The organism is Kribbella yunnanensis (assembly GCF_039529655.1).
GTDB classification, from domain to species: Bacteria; Actinomycetota; Actinomycetes; order Propionibacteriales; family Kribbellaceae; genus Kribbella; species Kribbella yunnanensis.
The window spans coordinates 127690-152021 of record NZ_BAAANF010000019.1 but is presented as its reverse complement, the minus strand read 5'-3'; the positions used below and the strand labels follow the sequence as shown (position 1 = coordinate 152021).

21 protein-coding genes and 1 riboswitch are annotated in these 24332 nt (G+C 66.5%); of the genes, 9 read left to right on the top strand and 12 right to left on the bottom strand.

Annotation, left to right across the window (positions count from 1 at the left end; genetic code table 11):
• Positions 1-182: 182 nt before the first annotated feature.
• Entirely contained in the window at positions 183-878 is a 696-nt protein-coding gene (locus ABD231_RS29590) for an alpha/beta fold hydrolase (RefSeq protein ID WP_344159021.1), read from the bottom strand.
• A gap of 44 nt (positions 879-922) precedes the next feature.
• Positions 923-3340, bottom strand: coding sequence for a glycoside hydrolase family 3 protein (locus tag ABD231_RS29585; protein WP_344159020.1), 2418 nt, complete (start codon positions 3338-3340; stop codon positions 923-925).
• Positions 3341-3387: 47 nt separating this feature from the next.
• Here ABD231_RS29585 and ABD231_RS29580 point away from each other — a divergent pair, with 47 nt between their 5' ends.
• Positions 3388-3960: a TetR/AcrR family transcriptional regulator gene (locus ABD231_RS29580; protein ID WP_344159019.1), complete on the top strand. Its 573-nt coding sequence runs from the start codon at positions 3388-3390 to the stop codon at positions 3958-3960.
• Here the strand turns inward: ABD231_RS29580 and ABD231_RS29575 are convergent, their stop codons facing one another.
• Positions 3961-4929: an aldo/keto reductase family protein gene (locus ABD231_RS29575; RefSeq protein WP_344159018.1), complete on the bottom strand. Its 969-nt coding sequence runs from the start codon at positions 4927-4929 to the stop codon at positions 3961-3963. It abuts the gene before it with no gap.
• A gap of 229 nt (positions 4930-5158) precedes the next feature.
• Between ABD231_RS29575 and ABD231_RS29570 the strand changes: the two genes are divergently transcribed.
• On the top strand, positions 5159-6130 hold the full coding sequence (locus tag ABD231_RS29570; protein WP_344159017.1) for a glycoside hydrolase family 6 protein: 972 nt from the start codon (positions 5159-5161) through the stop codon (positions 6128-6130).
• 126 nt (positions 6131-6256) lie between these two features.
• Here the strand turns inward: ABD231_RS29570 and ABD231_RS29565 are convergent, their stop codons facing one another.
• Positions 6257-7060 (bottom strand): DeoR/GlpR family DNA-binding transcription regulator, encoded by an 804-nt coding sequence (locus tag ABD231_RS29565; protein ID WP_344159016.1) that lies wholly within the window; start codon positions 7058-7060, stop codon positions 6257-6259.
• 181 nt (positions 7061-7241) lie between these two features.
• Here ABD231_RS29565 and ABD231_RS29560 point away from each other — a divergent pair, with 181 nt between their 5' ends.
• The 5 genes from ABD231_RS29560 to ABD231_RS29540 are packed head-to-tail and all read left to right on the top strand — an operon-like array spanning position 7242 to position 12435.
• Positions 7242-8531: an ABC transporter substrate-binding protein gene (locus ABD231_RS29560; protein ID WP_344159015.1), complete on the top strand. Its 1290-nt coding sequence runs from the start codon at positions 7242-7244 to the stop codon at positions 8529-8531.
• Positions 8532-8564: 33 nt separating this feature from the next.
• The gene (locus ABD231_RS29555; protein WP_344159013.1) at positions 8565-9497 is read left to right on the top strand and encodes a carbohydrate ABC transporter permease; all 933 of its coding nucleotides are present in this window, start codon (positions 8565-8567) and stop codon (positions 9495-9497) included.
• A 1-nt stretch (position 9498) separates the two neighbouring features.
• On the top strand, positions 9499-10341 hold the full coding sequence (locus tag ABD231_RS29550) for a carbohydrate ABC transporter permease (RefSeq protein ID WP_344159011.1): 843 nt from the start codon (positions 9499-9501) through the stop codon (positions 10339-10341).
• Positions 10342-10364: 23 nt separating this feature from the next.
• On the top strand, positions 10365-11228 hold the full coding sequence (locus ABD231_RS29545; RefSeq protein WP_344159009.1) for a ketose-bisphosphate aldolase: 864 nt from the start codon (positions 10365-10367) through the stop codon (positions 11226-11228).
• A gap of 1 nt (position 11229) precedes the next feature.
• A complete protein-coding gene (locus ABD231_RS29540; protein ID WP_344159007.1) occupies positions 11230-12435 on the top strand; it encodes an ADP-dependent glucokinase/phosphofructokinase in 1206 nt (401 codons plus the stop codon).
• 9 nt (positions 12436-12444) lie between these two features.
• Here the strand turns inward: ABD231_RS29540 and ABD231_RS29535 are convergent, their stop codons facing one another.
• The 8 genes from ABD231_RS29535 to ABD231_RS29500 form a co-directional block, all read right to left on the bottom strand.
• Positions 12445-12927: an NlpC/P60 family protein gene (locus ABD231_RS29535; RefSeq protein ID WP_344159005.1), complete on the bottom strand. Its 483-nt coding sequence runs from the start codon at positions 12925-12927 to the stop codon at positions 12445-12447.
• 147 nt (positions 12928-13074) lie between these two features.
• Positions 13075-13986, bottom strand: coding sequence for a hypothetical protein (locus ABD231_RS29530; RefSeq protein WP_344159003.1), 912 nt, complete (start codon positions 13984-13986; stop codon positions 13075-13077).
• A riboswitch (cyclic di-AMP (ydaO/yuaA leader) is annotated at positions 13986-14179 on the bottom strand. (Overlaps the previous gene by 1 nt.)
• Positions 14180-14400: 221 nt before the next feature.
• Complete coding sequence (locus ABD231_RS29525; protein WP_344159001.1) at positions 14401-14598, bottom strand: hypothetical protein; 198 nt, start codon at positions 14596-14598, stop codon at positions 14401-14403.
• Between the two features lie 359 nt (positions 14599-14957).
• Entirely contained in the window at positions 14958-15893 is a 936-nt protein-coding gene (locus ABD231_RS29520; RefSeq protein WP_344158999.1) for a dihydrodipicolinate synthase family protein, read from the bottom strand.
• Positions 15890-16909: an oligopeptide/dipeptide ABC transporter ATP-binding protein gene (locus ABD231_RS29515; RefSeq protein ID WP_344158997.1), complete on the bottom strand. Its 1020-nt coding sequence runs from the start codon at positions 16907-16909 to the stop codon at positions 15890-15892. The genes ABD231_RS29520 and ABD231_RS29515 overlap by 4 nt, the downstream gene beginning before the upstream one ends.
• Positions 16906-18873, bottom strand: a complete 1968-nt coding sequence (locus ABD231_RS29510) for a dipeptide/oligopeptide/nickel ABC transporter permease/ATP-binding protein (protein WP_344158995.1) — start codon at positions 18871-18873, stop codon at positions 16906-16908. Before ABD231_RS29510 ends, ABD231_RS29515 begins: the two co-directional genes overlap by 4 nt.
• A complete protein-coding gene (locus ABD231_RS29505) occupies positions 18873-19832 on the bottom strand; it encodes an ABC transporter permease (RefSeq protein WP_344158993.1) in 960 nt (319 codons plus the stop codon). Before ABD231_RS29505 ends, ABD231_RS29510 begins: the two co-directional genes overlap by 1 nt.
• An 11-nt stretch (positions 19833-19843) precedes the next feature.
• Positions 19844-21463 carry an ABC transporter substrate-binding protein gene (locus ABD231_RS29500; RefSeq protein WP_344158991.1) on the bottom strand — a complete coding sequence of 540 codons (1620 nt, stop codon included), beginning with the start codon at positions 21461-21463 and terminating at the stop codon, positions 19844-19846.
• Between the two features lie 185 nt (positions 21464-21648).
• Here ABD231_RS29500 and ABD231_RS29495 point away from each other — a divergent pair, with 185 nt between their 5' ends.
• Entirely contained in the window at positions 21649-22359 is a 711-nt protein-coding gene (locus ABD231_RS29495; RefSeq protein ID WP_344158989.1) for a FadR/GntR family transcriptional regulator, read from the top strand.
• A 79-nt stretch (positions 22360-22438) separates the two neighbouring features.
• Complete coding sequence (locus ABD231_RS29490; RefSeq protein WP_344158987.1) at positions 22439-24322, top strand: exo-alpha-sialidase; 1884 nt, start codon at positions 22439-22441, stop codon at positions 24320-24322.
• Positions 24323-24332: the final 10 nt, after the last annotated feature.

Below are 24332 nucleotides of genomic sequence, written 5' to 3'. Positions count from 1 at the left end.
CGCATCACCGACAGCAGATGACAATCCTCAGCTGGAAATCAGCGCGTTCGGGTTCGAGTCCCTGGCGGCGCACACTCAAACGCACTCATTTGATCCCAGGGCGAGCAGCTTGCCTTGAGCTGATCGTGACTGTGCGTCATGTCACACCGGCTGCCGCAGTCGCTCGGACTTTCGCCGTCCTTCTAGGTGCGGGTGGCTTGGGCGTGGAGGTGGTTGAAGGCGGATGGGGCCCGCACGTGGGCGTTGTGGCCGAGGCCGGGCAGGGTGAGGGTTTGGTCGTGCAGGGCGGCTAGCTCGGTGTTGGTGTTCATCGGGTCTAGTTCGCCGCGCGCCAAGAGGACGTCCGCCTGGCTTGCCGCGATCAATTGGGGCATCTTTGGCGCCCCGACGCCGAAGGTGGCCGGATCCATGGCGAGCCGCCAGCGACCGTCGACCTCCAGCAACCCCTCGTCCACGGACTCGTCGGCCGGATCCACCAGGCCTTGCAGCCCGGACACCTTGAGATACCGCGCGGCTGCTTCCTCCCGGCTGTCGAACCAGGCGACCGGCTTCTGCGCCAAGGCGGCGGCCTTGGCGAGCTCGGCGTCCGTCCAGGACACCTTCACGCCAAGGGCGATCACGCGGTCAACCTGTACGCCGTACCGCCCGCTGGACAGCTCGAGCGCGAGGACCCCGCCTAACGAGTGTCCGACGACGACCAGGCCTCGACGTACCGGCAGCGCCTCAGCCAGGGCGGCCGTCATGGACTCGAATGTGTAGTGCGCCAACGGCGCCGTCCGCCCATGCCCGGGCAAGTCCGGCGCTAGCCGCGGCTGCGGCCACCCGTCCCACACGCGCCCCGTCGCCCCAAGCCCATGCAACAACACCAATGAACCCATGCCAGCCAGGCTGACACAGCAAACCCACCACGCGCCACGACGCGCTAGCTGAGATTGAGGTCGGTTGAGAGGGGGAGGTCTGTGACTGAGGAGCCGGCTCGGAGGGTGAAGGTGCCGGGCTCGGTGGTCCAGGTGTTGTCCCAGTGGTGGAAGGTGTGGTTGTGCAGGGGGATGGTGAGTTCGGTGGTCTCGCCTGCTTGCAGGCGTACGACGGCGAAACCGGCTAGCCAGCGGTGTGGGCGGTCTACGGTGGTTTCGGGGCGTTCGGCGTATACCTGGACGACGTGTTTGCCGGGTCGTTGGCCGGTGTTCCGGACGGTGACCGAGGCGGTGGTCGCGGAGGCTTGGAGGTCGGACAGGGACCAGGTGGTGTAGCTGAGGCCGTGGCCGAATTCGAACGCGGGCTCGGTTCCGGCGCGGAGCCAAGCGCGGTAGCCGAGGTGGATGCCTTCGTCGTAGCGGACCGTCCCGTTGTGCGGCGTGACGTCGATGACCGGTACGTCGGCCTCGTCGCGCGGCCACGTCGTGGGGAGTCGACCGCCGGGCTCGACGACGCCGAGGAGTACGTCGGCCAGTGCGTTGCCGTACTCCTGGCCGCCGAAGTAGGTGACCAGGAGGGCTGCGACCTCGTCACGCCAAGGCAGCAGGACGGGTGAGCCGGCGTTGACGACGACTACCGTCCGGGGGTTCGCGGCGACGACGGCCCGGACGAGGTCGTCCTGGCGGCCGGGGAGTGCGAGGGTGGTCCGGTCGTGGCCCTCGGATTCGACCTTGGAGTTGGTGCCGACCACCACGACCGCCACCTCCGCGGCACGGGCGGCGGCGACGGCTTCGTCGATCAGCGCCTGCGGGTTCGAGCGGTCCGGCTCGAGTCCGACGGTGATACTCAGGGCGTTGCCGAGGCCGCCGTCCGCGGTCGGCACTTCGAGCTCGACGCGGATGTCGACCGGCTGGCCGGCGACCAGGTCGAGCGGGGTGGAGACGGACGGCGGGGACAGCAGTGCGGCGCCGAGATCGGTGCCGGCCGGTACGACGGATTCCTCGCGCAGAAGGTTGCCATCGGCAAAGATACGGCCACGCCCGACCGAGGCGAACCCGAGCAGCGCCGACGCGGACTCCGTCGGCGTGTACGTCGTACTGAACTCGAAGACCGCGGTGTCGGCGATCGGCGCGTCCCCACCGAGGTAGACGAGCGCGCTGGAGAAGCGATCCTCGGCGTACAACTCGGCCCCGTCCGCGGCGAGGAAGCGTGCCCGGGCGCCGGGTCGGCCGGTGACCGGGTTGGTCATCGTCGACAGCGGCAACTCCGCGACACCCTCCTGGACCACCGCGCCGATCGAGTAGGTCACCTCAGCAGCGGGCAGCGCGGCCCGGAGTCCATCGAGCGGTGAGACCACCGACGACGGTATGACGGTCGCGCTACCACCGCCTTGGGTCCGCGCGTCCCGCGCGTTGTGGCCGATGACCGCGACCCGCTGGAGCCCGGTCGCGTTCCAGGGCAGCTCGCCGGCGTTGCGCAGCAGGACAGATCCGTCGGCCGCCGCGGAGCGCGCGAAGGCGACCGTGTCGATCGACGGAACGGCAACAGGCTTCGCGAACCCTTCGAGCGCGCCGACCCGGGCAGCCAGCGCGAGCAGACGCAGCACCTTCCGGTCGATCGCCTCCTCCTTGACCGCTCCCGACTGCACAGCCTCGACCAAGGCGTCGCCCCACGCCCCGACCGGGCCCGGCATCGCCAGGTCCTGCGAGTAGTTGGCGCTTTCCACGCTGCGTACGGCGGTCCAGTCGCTCACCACGACGCCGTCGAAGCCCCACTCGCTGTTCAGTGGAGTCTCGAGCAACTCATTCTCCGAGGCGGTCGCACCGTTGATCGAGTTGTAGGCACTCATCACCAGCCAGGCCGTCGACTCGGTGACCGCCTTCTCGAAGGCGAGCAGGTACACCTCGCGCAGCGCCCGCTCGCTGACCACGACATCGGCGGTGAAGCGGTCGGTCTCGAAATCGTTGGCCACATAGTGTTTCGGGGTGGCGCCGACACCCAGCTCCTGGACGCCGGCCACGTAGGCAGCGGCGAGCTCCGCGGTCAGGACCGGGTCCTCGCTGAACGCCTCGAAATGACGCCCACCGAGCGGCGATCGGTGCAGGTTGATCGTCGGGCCGAGCACCACGTCCACGCCCTTGCGACGGGCCTCGAGCGCGGACACCACGCCGTACCGGTGGGCGATCCCGAGGTCCCAGGACGACGAGAGCGCGGTCGCGGACGGCAGGTTGAGCGACGGATCGCGCTCGTCCCAGACCGGGCCCCGTACGCCACTCGGGCCGTCGGACAGGATCATCGACCGCAGCCCGATCGCGGGCAGCGGGTGCGTCGACCAGAAGTCCTGGCCGGTGAGGATCCGGACCTTGTCCTCGAGCGTGAGGCGACCGAGGCGATCGGCGAAGTCAGCGGGAGTCGGGCTCATGAGTGTCACTGTAGGCGCGAAAACCGAGTGATGCTAGGTTTTGGGACATGGCACCGAGAGGCCCGTACGCGAAGGGGGTCGCCAAGCGCGAGGAGATCCTGACCACGGCGCTCGAGGTGATCGCCCGGCAGGGTTACCGCAAGACGTCGACGCGTGAGCTGGCGAGTGCGGTCGGGCTGAGCGAGGCCGGGCTGCTGCACTACTTCGGATCGAAGGAGAAGCTCTTCGAGGAGGTACTGCGAGCGCGTGACACCGCCGACACCGAGCGACTCGGCGAGGAGTCCGACGCGGTCGGCAAACTCGGCGCCATCATGCGGCACAACGCCGGCGTTCCGGGCCTAGTCCAGCTGTACTCGACCTTCTCCGCAGAGGCCGGGGATCCCCAGCACGGCGCCCACGAGTACTTCGTGGAACGGTACGGCGATCTGCGCGAGGTACTGGCCGCAAGTATCCAGCACCGGCAGGCGGACGGAACGATCAGCGCGGCGGCGGATCCGGAGAAGATTGCCACCCTGCTGATCGCCTTGTCCGACGGCCTGCAGATCCAGTCCCAGTTCGAGCTTCCGGACGAGCCAGGCGACTTACTGGACCATCTGATCGAACTACTGCGACCTACCTGATCAGGCGACGCGCACCACGCAGTCGCCGAGGATCGCGTCGATCGTCTGCAGGAGCGATGGGTCGAGCTTCACGCCGGATGCAGCAGCAGAGTTGGTGATCTGCTCAGGGCGTGAGGCTCCGACGATGGCCGAGGAGATGCCTGGCTGCTGCAGTACCCACGCGATCGCCAACTGCGCCATCGACAGCCCGGCCTCGTCCGCGAGCGGCTGGAGTCGTTGTACGCGCTCGAGGATCTCTTCCCTCAGCAGGCGCTGAATGAACTCGGATCCCGTCGGATCAGTTGCCCGGGAGCCGGCCGGGGCCGACTCACCGGGGAGGTACTTGCCGGCCAGAACGCCTTGCGCCACAGGTTGGTAGACGATCTGCCCGATCCCGGCTTCGAGGCACACGGGGACAACCTCGGCTTCGATCGTCCGGTGCAGCATGTTGTACTGCGGTTGATGGGCAACCATCCGGTCCAGCCCGAGGCCGTCCGCGATCTCGACGGCCTCGCTGATCTGCGCAGCGGTCCACTCGGAAACGCCGACGTACAGGACCTTGCCCTGCCGGATCAGGTCGTCGAAGGCCCGGAGCGTTTCTTCCAGCGGCGTGTCCTCGTCGAACCGGTGCGCCTGATAGAGATCGATGTACTCGGTGCCCAGCCGGCAGAGCGAGGCATGGGCCGCGTCCATGATGTGCTTGCGCGACAGGCCGCGCTCGTTCGCCCCGGGTCCGGTCGGCCAGTAGAGCTTGGTCAGCACCTCGACCGACTCCCGCCGGACACCTGCCAACGCTCGCCCGAGCACCTGCTCGGCTCGAGTCTCCGCGTACGCATCCGCGGTATCGAAGGTGGTGATGCCGGCGTCGAGCGCCGCACGAACGCAGGCAACGGCCGCATCCTGCTCGATCTGGGAACCATGGGTGATCCAGTTCCCGTAGGTGATCTCGCTGACCTTCAAACCGCTGCGGCCGAGCCGCCGGTGCTGCATGCCCGGAGTCCTCCTTCATCACGTCAGGAGCGCAACGAACCAGATTTCTGGAAGCGCTCCCGGTCACCGTACTGATCGGCCTTCTCCTCGGCAAACGCGAAGATTCGTCAGCAAATCGAGGCATTGACGGCCACCGATGCCATCCGACACTATCGGTCACACATCGCTCACGAACTGAGCAAACCGGAAGCGCTCCCGGAGACCGCCCCACCCCGAGACAGGAGCAGCAATGAGAACGAGAAGGATCACCCGCGGCCTGGTCGCCGCCGGCCTGATGGTCGCGGTCGTCGCGCCGGTGACGCAGGGCGCCCAAGCCGCCGTGACCGCCGGCGACCCGACGCAGCTGACCAGCGGGTTCTATGTCGATCCGAGCTCGAATCCAGCCACCTGGGTTCGGAACAACCCCAACGACAGCCGCCGTACCGCGATCCAGAACTCGATCGCGAGCAAGCCGATGGCGCGCTGGTTCGGCAACTGGAGCAACCCGATCGGCACCTCCGTCGGCAACTTCGTCGGGGCCGCGGACGCCGCCGACAAGCTGCCCGTGCTGGTCGCGTACAACATCCCCGGCCGGGACGCCTGCGGCGGTCACTCGGGCGGCGGCGCGGGCACGCCCGCGGCGTACCGCACCTGGATCCACGACTTTGCCGTTGCCATCGGCAACCGTCCGGCGGTGGTCGTGATCGAACCCGACGCGCTCGGTGACTTCAACTGCATGAACGCGGACCAGATCGCCGTCCGCAACGGCATGCTGAAGTACGCCGTACAGCAGTTCAAGGATCTGGCTCCGAACACCTGGGCCTACCTCGACGGCGGCAACGCCGGCTGGGTCGCCGCCGACGTGATGGCGCAGCGACTGACCGGCGCCGGCCTCGCGAGCGCCCACGGCTTCACGCTGAACGTATCGAACTACTACACCACCGCCCAGACGGTCAGCTACGGCAACGCAGTCAACGGCAAACTGTCCGCGGCCAAGCCCTACGTGATCGACACCAGCCGGAACGGCAACGGCCCCGGCAACGACTGGTGCAACCCGCCCGGCCGCAAACTCGGCACCACGTCTCGGCTCGGCGGCGGCGCGGAGATGCTGCTGTGGATCAAGGTCCCCGGCGACTCCGACGGCTCCTGCGGGACCGGCGCCGGCATCCCGGCCGGCACCTTCAGTCCCGTCCTGGCCATGCACCTGATCAACGGAAACTGACCCGCCGAGCCGACCAGCTCGACTCGATCCCTCCGTGCCCGCCGTCCCGAGCGGCGGGCCCGGAGTCACGACCGCACGCCGACGCACTGACACCCTGACCTGGAGGTCAGGGTGTCAGTTGTTGGGTTAGGGGGTGATCAGCTCTACCTTGCTTGCGGTGAGGGCTTCTCGTAGGTCGGCGGGGGGCGGGGTGTCGGTGATCAGGTAGTCGGCGCTGCTCAGTTCGGAGACTTGGGCGAAGAGGCGGCGGCCGAACTTGGAGGAGTCGGCGAGGATGGCTACGCGGGTGGCGCGCGAGAGCATCTCTTGCATCATCGCGGCTTCGGCGAGGTTGCTGGTGGTGTAGCCGGCGTCGGCGGAGATTGCGCCGACGCCGATCAAGGCGAGGTCGCAGCTGATGTCCAGCTCGGCGCCTCCGTTGACGCGGAAGCTGACCGGGCCGATCGTGGCCAGGGTGAGGGAGCGCACCGCGCCGCCGAAGACGTAGATGTCGCGGACGGCCGACGGGGGTAGCGCGGCCGGGACGAGCAGGTTGTTCGTGGCCACGGTGAGATCGCGGTGCTGGCGCAGGCTGCGGGCTAGCGCGAGGGTGGTCGTCCCGCCGTTGATCATGATGGTGGAGCCGTCCTGGACCAGGGCGGCGGCCAGCGTCGCGATCTTTTCCTTCTCCTGCTCCTGCAGGGTCAGCCGCTGGTCGACGGCGCGGTCGGTGCGGGAGATCGTCGACAGGCTGACAGCGCCGCCGTACGTGCGCACGAGGACGCCGTCGGCGCTCAGCTGATCGAGATCGCGTCTGACGGTGTCGATGGAGACGCCGAAGCGCTCGGCCAGTTCGCCGACCGTGACCTGACCGGTCTCGGCGACGTACGCCGCGAGCTGAGCTTTGCGGCCAGCGGGCAGATCCCGCCTGTCGTCCTTGTCCACGCTCACTCTTCCTCCCGATTCGTGCGGAAGTATGCCACAACCACGCGCACATGCCTGCCGCGAACACTCTCTGCTGTGCATTAGTCTGCCACATGTTGCGGCTCTTTGCAGCTCTGCTCTTGTGCTTGCGATATCTCGCTGTTAGCTTGGCGCCAATCCCGCAAAGAACAGAACGAAGGAGCTCGCCATGGCGACACGCAGATCCCGGCTGAGGCGTCTGGTAGGGGGAATGACGGCGATTGCGACCGTCGCGTCACTGGCGGCGTGCGGCTCTGGCGGCTCGGACGGCGCCGCAGCGGACGGCACCGTGACGCTGGAATTCGCCCAGTGGTGGGGAGCCGAACTCCCCGCCGGGAATTTCGAGAAGCTCATCGATGACTTCACGGCGCAGAACCCGAACATCAAGGTGAAGCTGCTCAGCGCGCCATACGCGTCGACCAAGCAGCAGCTCGTCACCGGCGCTGCGTCCAAGACCCTGCCCGACGTCGTGGGGCTCGACGGTGCCTGGGTCAACGACTTCGCCAAGCAGGGCGCGATCACCGATCTGTCCAAGCTGATGACCGACGCCAAGTACGACGCCGGCCAGCTCGCCAGCCAGGTGCAGCTCGAGGGCAAGACCTACATGATCCCGGTGGTCAACTTCGTCTACCCGCTCTTCGTCAACAAGGATCTGCTCGCCAAGGCCGGTGTCACGGCGGTTCCCAGCACGCGCACCGAGTTCCTGGACGCGGCCAAGAAGATCAGTGCGAGTGGCGGTGACGTCAAAGGCTGGGCGCTTCCGCTCGACACCGCCGTACCGAACGGCGTCCAGAACGACGTGATGTCGTGGCTGTGGGCATCCGGCGGCAGCATGCTGCAGGACGGCAAGCCGAACCTGACCAGCGCCCCGGTCAAGAGCACGGTCGAATTCGTGAAGAGCCTGAACGACGCCGGGGTGATCGCGCCCGGCTCGCTCACCATGAAGGAGCAGGACAAGGTCGAGAAGTTCACCAACGGCCAGGTCGGCATGATGATCGACTCGCTCGCGCACATCAACCTGATCAAGAAGAACAAGCCGGGCCTGAAGTTCGAGGTGGCAGCGCTGCCGGCCGAGGACGGCTACACCGGTAAGCGCGGGATCCCGTACGCGTCCTGGGGAATCGGCATCTCCAACTCCACCAAGCACAAGGCCGAGGCGTTCAAGTTGGTGTCCTACCTGATGAGCCAGGAGACCAACGCGAAACTCAGCACGATGGCCAACGGCTTCCCCGGTAACAAGAACGCGAAGCCCGACTTCAGCGACAGCGACCCGCTGTTCAAGACGGCGTTCGACATCTACCAGCAGGGCTACCCAGCCAACGAGTTCGTCGGTCTGCCCAAGTCCGAGGACCTGATGCGCAGCTTCGACGAGCAGCTCCAGCTGGTGCTGACCGGCAAGACCGGCGTCGACGACGCGCTCGCCAAGTCCCAGGAGTCCTGGACCTCGGTGATCCAGTAGCCCGCCAGGGCGCCCGATCAAGGAGAGGCATCGATGACGCTCACCGCAACCGAGACAGTGACGCCGGCCAAGCAGGCCGGTCCGGGCCGCCGCCCCGCCCGGACCCGGGCGCTGATCCCCTACGGCTATCTGAGTCCCACGCTTCTGCTGATCGTGGTCCTGATGGTGATTCCCATCGTCATGGTGATCGGCTACTCGTTCCGGGACAACGTGATCGTCCAGGAGAACTCGGTGTTCGCCGGGATCACCAACTACACCAAGGTGCTCACCGACCCGGACTTCCTGGCCGCGCTGAAGAACACGGGGGTGTTCATCTCGGTCAGTACCGTGGCCCACCTGCTCCTGGGGCTGGCCTTCGCGATGATGCTCAACACGCAACTGCTGAGCGGAGTCACGAAGGCGGTCTTCCGGATCGTCTACATCCTGCCCTGGCTGTTCACGATCGCGGTGATCGCCGTCATCTGGCGGCTGCTGCTCGATCCGTCCGGCGTGGTCAACTACGTGCTGCACACGCTGGGCGTGGTCCAGGAGGGTGTGAACTGGCTCGGCGACCCCGGTACGGCGCTCTGGGCGGTGACGTTCGTCAATATCTGGTCCGGCTATCCGTTCTTCATGATCAGCCTGCTCGCCGGGCTCCAGGGCATTCCGCACGACCTGTACGAAGCGGCCGCCGTCGACGGGGCGAACCCAGTGCAGCGGTTCCTGAACGTCACGCTTCCGCAGTTGCGTCCGGTGATCATCAGTATGGCGGTGCTCGATCTCATCTGGACGTCGCAGCAGTTCGCGCTGATCTGGATGACGACCGGCGGCGGGCCACTCAACTCCACCGAGATGCTCAGCACGTACACGTACAAGCGGGCTTTCAGCGAATACGAGTTCGCCACCGCGTCCGCGGCCGCCGTGATCGTGTTGCTGCTGACGATGGTGCTGGCCTTCTTCTACGTGCGCCAGCAAAGGGAGCGCTGACATGGCCAGAGTCGAGACCCGTCGTACCCTCGCAAAGGCCGGTGTCATCACCGGGCTGATCCTGGGCGCGCTCTTCGCCGGACTGCCGGTCCTGTGGATGCTCTCCACGTCGTTCAAGAGCAACGGGGAAGTTTTCCAGAGCCCGCCGAAGCTGCTCACCGAGAGCTTCTCGCTCGACGCCTATCGCGAGATCCTCGGCAACGGCGCCCAGCTCCGGTTCTTCCTCAACAGCTACATCGTCGCCTTCGCGGTGACCATCCTGACGCTCCTGGTGGCGCTGCTGGCTGGTTACGCGTTCAGTCGCTTCAACTTTCCGTTCCAGCGCACCATCAACGCCGTGATCGTCAGCGTCCAGGCCGTGCCGCCGATCACGCTGGTAGTCCCGTACTTCGGGCTCGTGGTCGCGCTCGGTCTGTACAACACCTATCCGGGCCTGATCCTCACGCACATGGTGTTCACCCTCCCCTACGCGATCATCATGATCACCGCGTACCTGAACACACTGCCGCGCGAGCTGGACGAGTCCGTCAAGGTCGACGGCGGCACCGGGTGGAGCGCCCTGTGGCGGGTCCTGGTGCCGATTTCGGTTCCCGGTCTGATCGCGGTCGGGGTCTACACGTTCATGATCTCGTGGAATGAGTACCTGTTCGCGCTGACGCTGACCCGCACCGACGACATGCGCACGGTGCCGATCGGCATCCAGTTGCTGATGGGCCAGCACTCGTACGAGTGGAACCAGATGATGGCGATGAGCATCCTCGGCTCGGTTCCCGTCCTGGTCCTCTTCCTGCTCTTCCAGCGACGGTTCATCGGCGGACTCACCGCCGGCGCCGTCAAATCCTGACACCCCCTCAAAGGAGATCACGCATGCTGACGACCACCAAGGTGATACTTGACGTCGCCAACGAGCACAGCTTCGCCGTACCGGCCTTCAACATCAGTGACTGGGCGATGTTCCAGGGGATCGTCGAGATCAGCGAGGAGAAGGACGCGCCGCTGATCATCGGGATCCACCCGGACGAGGTGAAGCACATCGGCCGCGAACTTATCACCGGCATGATCGAGCGATCACACCGCTCGAGTGTTCCGATCGCGATCCACTGGGACCACGGAGCGACGTACGAGCAAGTGCTGGAGGCGATCCAGTACGGCTTCACCTCCGTGATGATCGATGCCTCGTTGAAGCCGTTCGAAGAGAACGTCGCGCTCTCGAAGAAGGTCACCGACTCCGCGCACGCGCTCGGTCTGTCGGTGGAGGCCGAGCTCGGCACCATCGGCGCGAACGACAGCTACGCCGAGGCCGGCGCCGCCACGATCATCTACACCGATCCCGACGATGCGGTGACGTTCGTCGAACAGACCGGCGTGGACTGCCTCGCGGTGGCGATCGGCACGTACCACGGCTTCTATCCGGCGCACCTGAAGCCCGAGCTGAAACTCGACCTGCTCAAGGAGATCAAGAGTCAGGTGCGGATTCCGCTGGTCCTGCACGGCGGCTCCGGCAACCCGGACGACGAGATCGCCGAGGCCGCGCGGATCGGCATCAACAAGATCAACATCTCGACCGATATCAAGGTCGCGTACCACGACAAGATGCGCGAGGTGCTGGGCAACGATCCGAAGACGCGCGAACCGAATGCGATTCAGCCGGCCTGTATCGACGCCATGAAGGTCGTCGCGGCCCAGAAGATCGACCTGTTCGGTGCCACCGGCAAGGGTTCACTCTACTGATATGACCGATGCCTCCCGTGTACTGCTGGGCCTCGGCGGCTGCGTCGACTACGAGTTGAAGCTCACCGCCGGCGTACTGGAACAGTTGGTTGCCGACTACAACATCAGCGCCGAGGAGCTGGCGTCGCCGGTCGCGGTCGGCGGCGAGCGGGACCTTGTCGTGTCCATCCTCCAGTACGTCGCTCGCGGCGGCGGAGGCGAGCAGTACGTCGCCTCCGCCGCGGCACTGGGGACTTTCGCCAACCGGTTCCCGCATCGAGTTGCCCTCGGCGGCACCTCGGTGCGGGCGGGGATCGTGATGAGCCGGCTGGGCGTGCCGTCAACGCTGCATCTGGTCAGCATCAACGACACCATGCGCGGACTGCTGTCGCCGGACACCGAGTACATCTCCAGCAGCGTCGAGGACACCTTCTACCCGCACCTGATCGTCCAGTACGACGCGGGCCTGCGGATCCGGACCGGCGATCTCGACATCACCGCGCCGTACCCGAACCGGCTGATCTACGTCAACGACCCGGCCAACGGCGCCATGCTGCTGGCCGACGAACTGGGCGACCGACTGAGCAAAGCGTCGGTGTTCCTGATCTCGGGCTTCAACGCCATGCGCGACCAGGAGGAGCTCGACCGGCGGCTCACCGAACTGCGATCGCACCTGCGGCAACTGCCGCCGGATGCGGTGACGTACTTCGAGGACGCGGCCTTCCACGAGCCCGCGTTCAGCCGCCACGTCCGCGACGCCTTGCTCGAGGTGATCGACGTGTACGGGCTGAACGAGGACGAGCTGCAGTCGTTCATCGGGCACCCGGTGAACCTTCTCTCCGCAACCGAAGTCGCCGACGCGCTCACGGCGCTGCACGCACTCATCGCCGTACCGACGCTGGTAGTGCACACGAAGTACTGGGTGGCGGCGTTCGGCGAACGCGCCGACCAGTACGCCGACGCTCTCGACACCGGCACCGTGATGGCCACCGCCCGCTACCGCCACGGCGACAACTTCACCGCGGCGGACGTCGACCACCTGCACGCGCAACCGCGATGGCCCGAGTCCATCACCTTCGCCGCGGCGCTCCACGAGCGGATGGGCGCCGCGGTCCGCTGTGTCCCCGGATTCGTGCTCGACATCGAGAACCCCACTACCGTCGGGCTCGGCGACACCTTCGTCGGCGGCTTCCTCGCCGCCGTCGCCGAGCCGCGATTGTTGCGGTAGGCAAGTTCTTTAGAAGTTCGGCTGCGCCCAGCCGAGGTAGCTGTTGAAGTACGGCAGGCTCGCCTTGCCGATCCTCCCGTTGACACTGGTCGCCCAGAAGTTACCGTCACCCGTTGCGATGCCGACATGTCCGTAGGAGCTGATGTTCCAGAAGACCAGCGCACCCTTCGGCGGGTTCAAGTCACCCCGGTGCGCCGCGCCTCGCCGTACGGCGTCGTTCCAGTTAGCGATCGCCGACGCATAGATACCGGTCCGGCCATACGCGTTCTCGACGGCCTTCTCGCAGTACCCCTGGTACGACGTGGAGCCGTTGCGGGCCCTGAACCACGCGATCGCGTCATCGGCCCGCGACTGCGGGCCGATGGACGTACTGGCGATCGGCGCCGGCGCGGGAGTTGCTGTCGCGGTGGCCGGAACAGTAACGACCAGCCCGCCGAGCACGGCGGCGGTCGCGGTCAGACGCGTGAACGAGCGAACAAAAGCTGACCTCATGATGGTTGCCTTTCACTCTCAACTGCGACGGGAGGGCTTGTTCCATCAAGGCAAGCAGAGCGTGACCGCGTTGTCGCAGTAGGCAACGGAAGAAACTCACGAAGACCTGATGCGTTAGGTAGGCAATTTACGGATCGTTGCCCGCCGTCACATGAAGGTTGCTCCGGACTGATCCGGATGATCCTTGGGCGCAGACATCCCGGCCAGGAACGCAGCATAGAGTCCCGCCACGGTCTGAATGGTCGGCAGATCCACCGCGACGTGGAACGCCGCCGGATCCACAGCATCGATGGAGATCATCCCGAACAGCGTGTCACCCGACGCGACCGGCACCGCCATGAACGAGCGGTACTTCTTGCGGGGGTTCCAACCGACCGCCGGAGTCTCTCCCTCGACGTAACGCCAGGTGCGGGGCTCCCGCGCATCCAGCGCGTTGAAGGTCTCCGTGCCGCGGCCGCCGTCGCCCTCGTACACCGCGCGCATCGGCTTGGAATTACCCCGACCAGCGCGGTGCCGGAACACCAGACGACGATCGGAGATGTCGCCTTCGACCAAGTACAGACACACTCGCACCCCGGCGTCTGCTCCACCATGCAGATTGGCGAGACCAGCCAAGGTGGCCGTCTCCGCCGCGCCGGCGAGTCGCTGTCTCGGCAGGGTCTCGCCGGGGTCCAGCTGCGCGAGCGCTCCCAAGTGTTCCGCCAGCGGGGCGATGACACCGTTGACCGTCTGCACGCGAAACGCGATCTCGTCCTTCTCGCGGGCGCCTGCCCGCTTCGCCCGCACGCCGGCCTCCCAGGCCAAGAACGCCGGGATGGCGACGATCACCGCGGCACACACCATCCCCATCAGCCGGATGATCTTCTTCCGGTCGCCGGAGAAGATCCACCACCCGGTTTGGTCAGGCAGCACCTCGCCGTAGTCGACCTGCAGCGCCCAGGCCCCGAGCCCGGCCGCGATCACCACGCCCCACAGCGACAACCGCCACCACGACAGGCGGCGGTACCAGGGACGCACGTCGGGGGCCTCCGACCTGCGACGCCCGTTGAATTCGAGCATGCACAACTCCCAACGCCTGTGAAGTTAGCTGTCGGGTTCGGGCTGAGAGTCAAGACCCGGTCCGCTCCCGCGGACTTCACCCCAAGGGTCCCAACCACTCACAGTCGAGACTCCAACCTCCTGGGTCCCCCACCCCTGCCACAGTCCTTCGAGGGGAGTCCGTGTGTCCGGCAGGGTTCGGCGTTGACACACAAACAGTCCAGTTGCTCACGGGACTGTCGGCGACAGTAGCAGAGCGATGCCGGAACGGCTCGCAACGTCGCGAGACACGCTCAGCGTCGGCGTTTCGCCTTGTCTACAAGGCTTGTCGACACGGCTGGCGGAATCCGGCGCAGGCCGAAACCTCTCGCCACGCCGACACTTCGCGCACATTCGGTCATCCCAACAGCGAATTCAGTCGGGGTGCCGGACTTCTCAGGCCCTGCCGGCCAGCCGTTCTGCCAGACCGCGCAGGCCGATGAGACGCAAGAGCTTCACTCTTGTCTCGAGGGCGCGTCGCTGCTCTCGCTCGCGGACGTCGGCAGCCGCGGCCGCTTCGCTCTCAGCGCGTACCCGAGCGAAGTATTCGTCGGGGTCTCGCGCCGCGGCGACGGCTCGTTCGGGTCCGGACATATCCCCTAGCGGCTCCACAACATTCCCCTCAGCGATTGCTCGTGGCACGACCCTGGCACGAGCCGAGCCTGAGCAACAGGCACCCGACCGCACAGTGTCCCTAACGTGATGATCTTCAACCACTTTCACCTTTACGCGAATCTAACGTAAGCCTCAACGGTCGAATCCGTCCCCAAGTCACACAGAACCTGCGCGAGCACTCCGGACGCGGTCGCGTTCGTACGACGAGTCTTGCCACGAACCCGCATCGTTGGGAAGGCCAGAGCTCGGGGCATCCGGGGGCAGCCCCCAAAACCCTTTCAGAGCTGACCGCGTGCCCGGACCCGCCAGATGACGGCGACAGATCGACGAGGTATCGGTCAGAGCAGGTTCGCGGTCACCAGGTGCTTTTCGACTTGGGCTATTTCGTCGGGGTTGAGGGGGATTTGGGGTGGGGCCATGGTGGCGGTTTCGATGATGCCGCGGAGGTGTAGGGCTGCTTTGAAGGCTCCGAGGGCGGAGGAGCTGACGCCCATGCGGGTCGGGTCGCCTACTCGGATCAGGTCGAAGAGGCGGATTAGGCGTTCCTGTTCGGTGCGGGCGTCGTCCCAGTTGCCGGTGGTGGCGTGGTTGACGAGGTTTACGTAGCCGTGGGGGTCTACGTTGCCTAGGCCTGGGACTACTCCGTCGGCGCCCATTCGCAGGGCGTTGTCGACGGTTAGTTCGGAGCCGGTGAGGATGCTGAAGTTGGTGATGTCGCCGCGGTCGCGGGCGCCGAGGATGACGTTGCGTAGGCCGGCCTCGTCGCCGCTGGAGTCCTTGAGACCAGCCAGTACGCCGTCCGCCGCGAACTGCAGCACTAGATCCGCGCCGAGCTTGGAGTGGACGGAGACCGGGAGGTCGTACGCGAACACGGGTAGTCCGGCGGCTGCTGCGACCAGGCGGAAGTGCTTGTCGATCTCGGCTGGATGGGTGCGGGTGTAGAAGGGCGCGGTCACGACGATGCCGTCGACGCCGGCGGCGACTGCGGTGCGGACGTGGTCGATGACTCGCAGGGTCGCGGTGTCGATCACGCCTGCCAGCACTGGCAGTCGGCCGGCTACGTGGCCGACCACGGTGTCGAGCACGACCTTGCGGTGTCCGTCGGGCAGGTAGGCCACCTCGGAGGTGGAACCGAGCACGAACAGTCCGCTCACGCCGCCGTCGATCAGGTGGTCGACCAGCCGCACCAGCGAGGCGGTGTCCACCTCGTGGTCCGGGGTCAACGGCGTACAGACAGGTGGGATGACACCGGTCAGGCGGGCTGGCAAGGTCATGAACGCTCCAATGCTTGGGTGATCAGGTCATCGGTGGACTCGCGCTCCACGACCGGGTGATAGCAGCGGAACCGGTGGGCCGGATGGGCGGCGTCGGACTCGAAGTCCGGCATCGCGCCGGCGCAGCTGTCGTCGGCCTTCCAGCAGCGGGTGCGGAACGGGCAGCCGCTCGGTGGTCGGGTCGCCGACGGCACCGGGCCGGTCAGTGGGATCGGATCGATCGGGGAGATGAGGCCGGGGGTCGCGGAGAAGAGCGCCCGGGTGTACGGATGCCGGGCCCGCTGAGCGATCCCGACGGCTGGTGCTTCCTCGACGATCCGGCCGAGATACATGGTGATCACTCGATCACTCATCCTTCGAACGGTCTGGATGTCGTGCGAAACGAACACAAGCGAAAGACCGAGGCGTTCCTTGAGATCCAGCAGCAGGTTGAGGATCTGCGCGCGGACCGAGACGTCGAGAGCACTCGTCGGTTCGTCGGCAACCAGCAGCGACGGCTCGAGCGCGAGTGCCCGCGCGATCGCCACCCGCTGCCGCTGGCCACCGGACAACTGGCCAGGCAGGGCATCGGCGACGCTGCGGGGCAGGCCGACCAACGCCATCAACTCCTGGACCCGTTCGTTGCGCTGAGCAACGGTCCCACGATGGTGTACGTCGAGGGGATCGCGCAGCACCCGGCGTACGGGCAGCCGGCGGTTCAGCGCCGTCGAAGGATCTTGGAAGATCATCCCGGTTCCGGTGCCGATGGCCTGGCGACGTTCGGCGGGTTTCATCGACCAGATGTCCTGGCCGCGGAACGACGCCGTACCCTCGGTCGGTTCCTGTACGCCGACCAGCACCTTGGCCAGCGTGGATTTCCCGCAGCCGGACTCCCCCACCACTCCGACGGTCTCACCGGCGGCAATGGTCAGGTCGGCCCCGGTCAGCGCGTAGACCCGATCCTTGCGGAACAGACCGCCGGACCGAGCCCGGTGGACGACGTGTACGCCGGACAGTTCGAGCACAGGCTCCGTCATCGCAGTGCCTCCTTCTCCAAGGGCTCCGACGACTCCGGTACGGCGAGCGCGACCGCGGGGTGATGACAGGCCACCCGATGTGCCGACGACCCAGTGAGCTCAGGAGCGGTGGTGCGACACAGCTCGGTGACCATCGGGCACCGGTCGGCGAACCGGCAACCCGCCGGAAAGTCAGCCGGTGAAGGGACGACGCCGCGGATCTGGGTCAGTCGGGCGGCGCCGGATTCCAGCGACAGGACCGAGCCCAGCAGACCACGGGCGTAGTGGTGCGCCGGCTCGCCGACCAGGTCGGCCGTGACGCCGGTCTCGACGATCTGGCCGCCGTACATCACGACCACTCGGTCGGTGACGTCGGCAACCAGCGCCAGGTCGTGTGACACCAGGATCAACGCGAAGCCGAGTTCGGCCCGCAGTCGCAGCAGCAACTGGATCACCTGGGCCTGCACGGTAACGTCGAGTGCCGTGGTCGGCTCGTCCGCGACGATGAGTTTGGGGTCCCGAGACAGCGCCATGGCGATGAGCACGCGCTGGCGTTGACCGCCGGAAAGCTCATGCGGGTAGCTGGTCAGGGTCCGTTCGGGATCCAGGCCGACCAGCTCCAGCAGCTCTGTCGGAGTACGCCGTCCGCCGCGGCGCACCACCTGCTTCAACTGAGCCTTGATCGTCATCGCAGGGTTCAGCGAAGACAACGCGTCCTGATAGATCATCGCCATGTCGTGACCGAGCAGCCGTCGCCGTTCGGTGCGGCGCAGGCTCAGCAGGTCCTTGCCGTCGAACCGAATCCGGCCGCGGATCCGGGCGCCGCGCGGTTCCAGTCCCATCACGGCGAGCGCGGTCAGCGACTTGCCACACCCGGACTCGCCAACCAGGCCGAGGACCTCACCCGGCCGTACGTCGAAGCTGATCCCATCGACGATGTCGACGCCGTCGTGCCGGCCTTCGAAGCCGATCGCCAACTGCTGCACGGACAGCACGGGTTCGCCATCCGGCAACGGTCGCGCTCGTTCCCGCAGCCGAGCCGCCGCCAGGTCCAGACCGGGTAGCTCGACAAGTTCACCGGAGCCCGGCTGCGCTGTCTCCAACGCGTCCTTGTCCTTCTTGCTCTCCGCCCGACGCGCGCCCGGCGCCGCCCAGGCGTCGGAGACGCCCTCGGACAGGATGTTCAGCGACAGCACGGTGATCAGGATCAGCAATCCCGGGAACACCGTCGCCCACCAGCCACCCAGCAGCACCATATTCTTGCCATCGGCAATCACCGAGCCCCACGACGGCTCCGGCGGCCGGACCCCTGCTCCGATGAAAGACAGCGACGCCTCGAAAACGATGGCATCGGCAACCATCACCGTGCAGAACACCAGCACCGGAGCGGCACAGTTGATCGCCACGTGCCTGATCAGGATGTGCGGCGTACGGGCGCCGATGATCTTCTCCGCCACCACATAGTCCTCGCCGTACTGCGCGAGCACGTTGGCGCGGACCACCCGGGCCACCGGCGGCGTGTACAGGAAGGCGATCGCGAAGACGAGCACCGGAATCGACCCACCGAACACAGCAACCAGTACGGCGGCCAACGCGATCCCGGGGAACGCCATCACGATGTCCAGGATCCGCATCACGGTCTCGTCGACCGCCTTGCGCGAAGTGGCCGCGATTGCTCCGATGATCGCGCCGGCGGTCAACGCGAGCGCGGTTGCGCCGAGACCGATCATCAGCGACCAGCGAGCGCCGTACACGAGGCGGGTGAAGATGTCGCGGTTCGCACTGTCCAGTCCGAACCAGTGCGCACCCGAAGGCCCACCGCCGGCGTCCTCCTGCGTCAGGATGTCGTACGGCGTCAGCAGCGGAGCGAATACCGCAGCCAGGATCACCACTGCCAGTACGGCGACCGCGATCCAGGCGGGCAGTGGCAGCCGCCTGAAGTTGATCCCGGGGCGAGACAACTGCCGGGCCAGGCGTGCACGCATCAGGCAGCGCTCCTCAGTCGCGGATTGACCAGCAGGTACAGCACATCGACGACGAGGTTGACCACCACGAACCCGATCGCAATCGTCAGTACGACGCCCTGCACGACCGCCGGATCGCCGTCGCGGACGGCGTTGATCATCAGCGTGCCCATCCCCGGCAGGGTGAAGATCTGCTCGATCACGACTGCTCCGCCGAGCAAGTAACCGATCCGCAGGCCGAGCACGGTGAGCGGGTTGATCAACGCGTTCCGCAGGACATTGCGTCCCACGACCACCATCGGCGGCAGGCCGCTGCCGATCGCGGTCCGGACGTAGTCCTTGTCCAGTTCCTCGACGACCGACGTACGAATGATCCTGATCAGCTGCGCGGCCACCGGCAGGGACAGCGCGAGCGCCGGCAATGTCATCGTCCGCAACCACGGGCCGACCCCGTCGGCCGGATTCACGTATCCGCTCGGCGGAAACCAGCCGCGGTCCACTGCGGCGTACTGGATCATCAGCAGCGCGAGCCAGAACGACGGCGCGGCGACGCCGATCAGCGAGACCAGCCGGATCGCCTGGTCCGGCCAGCGGTCCCGGAAGATCGCCGCGGTGACACCGAGCAGCAACGCCAGCACGATTGCGATCAGCAGTCCCAGCAGAGTGAGCTGGAACGTCAACGGCATCGCCGTCGTGATCGATTGCAGCACCGACGCCTTGGTGAGCACGCTGGTCCCGAGATCACCCTGCAACAGGTCGCCGACGAAGTGCACATAGCGCAGCGGCAGCGGATCCAGCAGGCCGTTCTCCTGCCGGAACATGTGCAACTGCTCTTCGGTCGGGTTCGCGCCCTGGAAGTAGGCAACCGCGGGATCGTTGGTCGAGAACCGCATCACCAGGAAGACGAACGCGATGATGCCGAGCAGCAACGGGACCAGCAGAAGCAGCCGGCGAACCAGCATGCGGACGATGACAGCCACAGTCGGTTACCTCAGGCTCGCTTGGACTGCAGCAGGTTGATGCCCGGATAGGGCTGAGCCTTGACATCGCTCAGCTTCTTCGGGTTCCAGGCCGTCATCAGCTCGGTGTGGACGACCGGGTACAGCACCGCCTGCTCGGCGACCAGATCGAGGTACTCGTGGGTCAGCTTGAGCCTGGTGTCCGCGTCGGGTGCCCGGACCGCCTGGTCCATCTTCGCGAAGATCGCCTTCGCGCCGGCGCTGTTCTCCCAGCGCGTGTACTTCATCCAGGACCCACCCTGGGTGTAGTTGTAGCGCAGGATCAGGTCCGCGTCGGCACCGAACTGATTCGGGTTCGAGGCCGCCGCGACCACCTGATAGTCGGCATTCTGGTCCATCTTGGTGAACACCGCAGCGGTGTCTTGCGGCTGCAGTGTGGTCTTCACGCCGATCGCGTTCCAGGAGGCGGCGATGGTCGGCAGGCAGTCGACGATCCAGCTGAGGTTCACCGCGAGCAGATTGATCGACAGGTTCGTCACGCCGGCCTCGGCCAGCAGCGCCTTCGCCTTCGCCGGGTCATAGCTGTACACCGTCTTCGCCTTGGCGTACGCCGGGTTTTCTTCGTTCAGGAACGACGTACTGGCCCGGCCCCGGCCCTTGAGCGCGACCTCGATCATCTTCTGGGTGTCGATCGCCATGAACAACGCCTGCCGGACGCGGACGTCGTCGAACGGCTTGTTCGCGGTGTTGAACATCAGGAACATGTGGTTCATGCCCTTGCCGCCCTCGACGGTGAGGCCCGAACTCTTCAGCTGCTCGATGTTGGCGTACGGGATGTTGTCGGAGATCTGTGCCTCCGCACTGGCACCGGAGATCTTCGCGACCCGCGCCGAGGCATCGACGATGCTCAGCCAGTTCATCTTCTTGAACGCCGCCGGGCGCGGACCGTTGTAGTCCGCGAACGCCTCGAAGGTGGTGTTCGACTTCGGCTGGTGCGAGACCTGCTTGTAGGGGCCGGACCCGACCGCCTTGCCGTTCTTGGCCAGGTCCCAGGCACCCGGCTGGGAGAAGACGTGCTTGGGCATGATCTTCGCGATGGTCAGCCGGGGCGCACCGTCGGGGAACGGGAAGTTGAGGACCAGCTCGACGGACTTGTCGTCGACCTTCTTGACCTCTTTCAGCCAGGCCGCGAAGAAGTTGTAGGTCAGCACCTTCAGCTTCGGGTCGAGGATCCGCTCGAAGGTGAACACGACGTCGTCGGCCGTGACCGGCTGACCGTCGTGCCACTTCGCCCCGTCCCGCAGAGTGAACTTCCACGAGGTCGCGTTGAGGTCGGCCGGTACCTCGGTGCCCAGCGCGGCGTACGGCTTGCGGGTGATCGGGTCGGTATCGAGCAGGCCCTCGTAGATGTGCTGCATCGCCGCCATCGTGAACGCGGACGCGCTCAGGGTCGGATCCCAGCTCTGGTTGTTGCCGTAGCCGATCACCGCGGTGACCAGGTCGGTGTCACCACCGGCGCCCACGGATCCGGTCGAGGCCGGCCCACCGGAACAGGCCGACAATCCACCAGTGATCGTCGCGGCTGCCCCCAGCACGCCGGAGTACTTCAGGAACGACCGGCGGTCGAACCCAGATCCTGCGAATTCGTTCACGATGCCTCCGACTACAGGGGTGTGATGGTGCGTCGCAGGAGGTAGGCTGCAGGCATTCATCCCACATCCTACGTCCTATGACCGCCGACCTTAGGAGACCGTCGCCGGTCGGTCAAGCCCGGGAGCCGGCTGACCTCGGACGTAGGATGTGGGGCCATGCAGGAGCGGAAGAGTGGGAGTGCGTTGTGGCACTGACGCGGCCGAAACGCAGTGATGAGCTCGCCAACGCCATCGCCGACCTGATCATCGAGCGCAACCTGCAACCCGGCGCCCCGCTGCCGACCGAGAACGTGCTGATGGCCGACTTCCAGGTCAGCCGCAACTCGGTCCGGGAGTCGCTCAAGGCGTTGCAAGCCCTCGGGATCGTCGAGATCCGGCACGGCTACGGCACCTTCGTCGGCTCAGCCAGCTCGGCAGCGCTGCACCCGTGGTTGCTGTTCCGGACTCGATCGTCCGGCAGCAGCGTCGAGCGACTGAGCGAGCTGCTCGAGATCCGGGAGATCCTGGAGACCGAGCTCACCCGCCGGGTCGCCCGCACCGACAACGCCGAGCTTTTGAAGAAGCTGTCCGCCTGTGTCGACCGCATGCGCGTCGAGGGCCAGGACGCGGCCACCGCGGACCGCGAGTTCCACGAGCACATCTGCGATGCCGCGGGAGTTCCGCTCGCTCGGGAGTTGGTCGGTCTGTTCTGGGACGTCTACCGAGCCGTCGAAAGCGTGGAGACCGTGGCCCCCTCGCCGGCCGAGACCGCGGCGCGGCATCAGCGGGTCGTCGACGCGATCGGATCCGGCGACGCCGACCGGGCCGAGCAGTCCGTGCACGCCCACTTCGACGAGGTCCGCGACCGCCTCGGCACCGGCCCCTATCGCAGTCCGCGGGCCCCCATCAGCAACTGACCTCTTGGCGAACCACGCCAGGTCGGCTAACTTGACGCCGGACATCCCACGTCCTATCTCCACTCTCAGGGAGAGTCCCATGCGCAAGTTCAGTCTTGGCCGCGTCGCGGCTCCCGCTCTGCTCGCCGTCGGCGCGCTGCTCGCATCCGTCGTTCCGGCCCAGGCCACCGGGCCGGCCGCCGCTGCGCCCTTCGTCGACGACAGCCCCTTGTTCCAGCAGCGCACGAACGGGTACGCGTGTTTCCGCATCCCGGCGATCGTGCGGGCGGCCAACAACACGGTTCTCGCGTTCGCCGAGGGCCGGGTCGCGGATTGCGGTGACGACGGCGACATCGACGTCGTACTGCGAAGGTCGACCGACGGCGGCAAGACCTGGGGACCGCTGCAGGTGGTGTCCGAAGGCGGCGGCGACACCCACGGCAATCCGGTGCCGATGGTGGACAACCGGACCGGCCGAATCGTCCTGGTGACGACGCACAACGGCGCGGCCCCCTGTCCGAACGGTTGCGACCGCGACCCCTACGTGCAGACCAGCGACGACTCCGGGGTGACCTGGACAGCGCCGCGCGAGATCACCGACGGCAAGCTGCCGAGCTGGAACTTCTGGTACGCAACCGGACCGATGCACGGTATCCAGCTCCAGCACGGTCGGCACGCAGGTCGTCTGATCGTCGGCGCCAACTTCGAGTCGTACGACGGCGTTGGCGCGCACGTCTATGGCACGCATCTGCTCTATAGCGACGACTCCGGCCAGACCTGGCATATCGGAGCGACCACCTCACGCGACGACGGCACGGTCATCGCTCAAGAGGTCACCGTGATCGAGTTGGCGGACGGCCGGATCTATTCACTGGCTCGAGAACGCGGCACCGATCCGGGCAGCCGCGCGTACGCGCTCAGCAGCGACGGCGGCGAATCGTTCGACCGCCCGTTCCGGACGCTGCCTCGGCTCGAGATGCCCGACGTCCAAGGCTCGCTGCTCCGATTCAGTGCACGGTACGACGGCGATCGGCGGAACCGCATCCTGTTCTCCGCGCCGGCCCACCCGGCTGCCCGCGAGGTGATGGCGATCCGATCGTCGTACGACGAAGCGCGCACCTGGGACACGTGGCAGCAGGGCAAGGTCTTCTGGTGGGGACCGACGGCGTACTCCGACCTGGTTCGACTCGAAGGCGATCAGGCAGCGCTGCTCTACGAGGCCGGCGTCGCAACGCCGTACGAGTCGATTCGGTACGCTCGATTCAACGAGGCCTACCTGGCAACGCCGAACGGCACTCCCCCGGGCATCCCCGGTCCGCCCGCACCAGGCCCGACGACGGCTGACCTCGGTCCGGCCCACAACCCGGCGTACGTTCGCGGTGGGGCAATGGTTGCCGAGGGCAAGTTCGGCCCCGGCCTCGCGCTGGATGGCGTGGACGATCGCGTCGAGGTCCCGTTCGACCGCTCGATCGACGTCGGCGCGCAGGACTTCACGATGATGACGTGGATCAAGTACGGCGCCACCACCGGATCACACGCGCTCTTCTGGGCCTACCGCACCGGATCGGGCACGACACCCCAGGTCTGGCTCCGCGCCGAACCCGAAAGCAACCGCATCCGCGGTCTGATCGCGGTCGACCGATTCAACATCACGGTGCAGTCGACGTCGGCGTACAACGACAACCAGTGGCACCACGTCGTCCTCCAACGCGCCAACGGCAAACTCCGCCTGCTCGTCGACGGAGCCGAGGTCGGTACGGCGACCGCGCCCCCTGGCTCAGTCACCGCCGGCCAGGAGTTCGGCGTACAAGGCATTCACATTGGTCAGCGTGTCGACGGCGCCAACCGCTTGCGCGGAAACCTCGACGAGGTCCGCGTCTACCGCCGCGCCCTCTCCCCCACCGAACTCACCCGAATCCGCGAACACAACTCCCCCATCCGACCCGCCCTCGGCCTCTCGCTCCCCTTCAATTCAGTCGATTGACCAATTCCTT

Coding starts and splice junctions, on each gene's coding strand:
- ABD231_RS29490 (WP_344158987.1), top strand. CDS start 22,439: ATGCGCAAGTTCAGTCTTGGCCGCGTCGCGGCTCCCGCTCTGCTCGCC.
- ABD231_RS29555 (WP_344159013.1), top strand. CDS start 8,565: ATGACGCTCACCGCAACCGAGACAGTGACGCCGGCCAAGCAGGCCGGT.
- ABD231_RS29525 (WP_344159001.1), bottom strand. CDS start 14,598: ATGTCCGGACCCGAACGAGCCGTCGCCGCGGCGCGAGACCCCGACGAA.
- ABD231_RS29590 (WP_344159021.1), bottom strand. CDS start 878: ATGGGTTCATTGGTGTTGTTGCATGGGCTTGGGGCGACGGGGCGCGTG.
- ABD231_RS29545 (WP_344159009.1), top strand. CDS start 10,365: ATGCTGACGACCACCAAGGTGATACTTGACGTCGCCAACGAGCACAGC.
- ABD231_RS29575 (WP_344159018.1), bottom strand. CDS start 4,929: ATGCAGCACCGGCGGCTCGGCCGCAGCGGTTTGAAGGTCAGCGAGATC.
- ABD231_RS29550 (WP_344159011.1), top strand. CDS start 9,499: ATGGCCAGAGTCGAGACCCGTCGTACCCTCGCAAAGGCCGGTGTCATC.
- ABD231_RS29520 (WP_344158999.1), bottom strand. CDS start 15,893: ATGACCTTGCCAGCCCGCCTGACCGGTGTCATCCCACCTGTCTGTACG.
- ABD231_RS29540 (WP_344159007.1), top strand. CDS start 11,230: ATGACCGATGCCTCCCGTGTACTGCTGGGCCTCGGCGGCTGCGTCGAC.
- ABD231_RS29535 (WP_344159005.1), bottom strand. CDS start 12,927: ATGAGGTCAGCTTTTGTTCGCTCGTTCACGCGTCTGACCGCGACCGCC.
- ABD231_RS29560 (WP_344159015.1), top strand. CDS start 7,242: ATGGCGACACGCAGATCCCGGCTGAGGCGTCTGGTAGGGGGAATGACG.
- ABD231_RS29510 (WP_344158995.1), bottom strand. CDS start 18,873: ATGCGTGCACGCCTGGCCCGGCAGTTGTCTCGCCCCGGGATCAACTTC.
- ABD231_RS29515 (WP_344158997.1), bottom strand. CDS start 16,909: ATGACGGAGCCTGTGCTCGAACTGTCCGGCGTACACGTCGTCCACCGG.
- ABD231_RS29585 (WP_344159020.1), bottom strand. CDS start 3,340: ATGAGCCCGACTCCCGCTGACTTCGCCGATCGCCTCGGTCGCCTCACG.
- ABD231_RS29580 (WP_344159019.1), top strand. CDS start 3,388: ATGGCACCGAGAGGCCCGTACGCGAAGGGGGTCGCCAAGCGCGAGGAG.
- ABD231_RS29570 (WP_344159017.1), top strand. CDS start 5,159: ATGAGAACGAGAAGGATCACCCGCGGCCTGGTCGCCGCCGGCCTGATG.
- ABD231_RS29530 (WP_344159003.1), bottom strand. CDS start 13,986: ATGCTCGAATTCAACGGGCGTCGCAGGTCGGAGGCCCCCGACGTGCGT.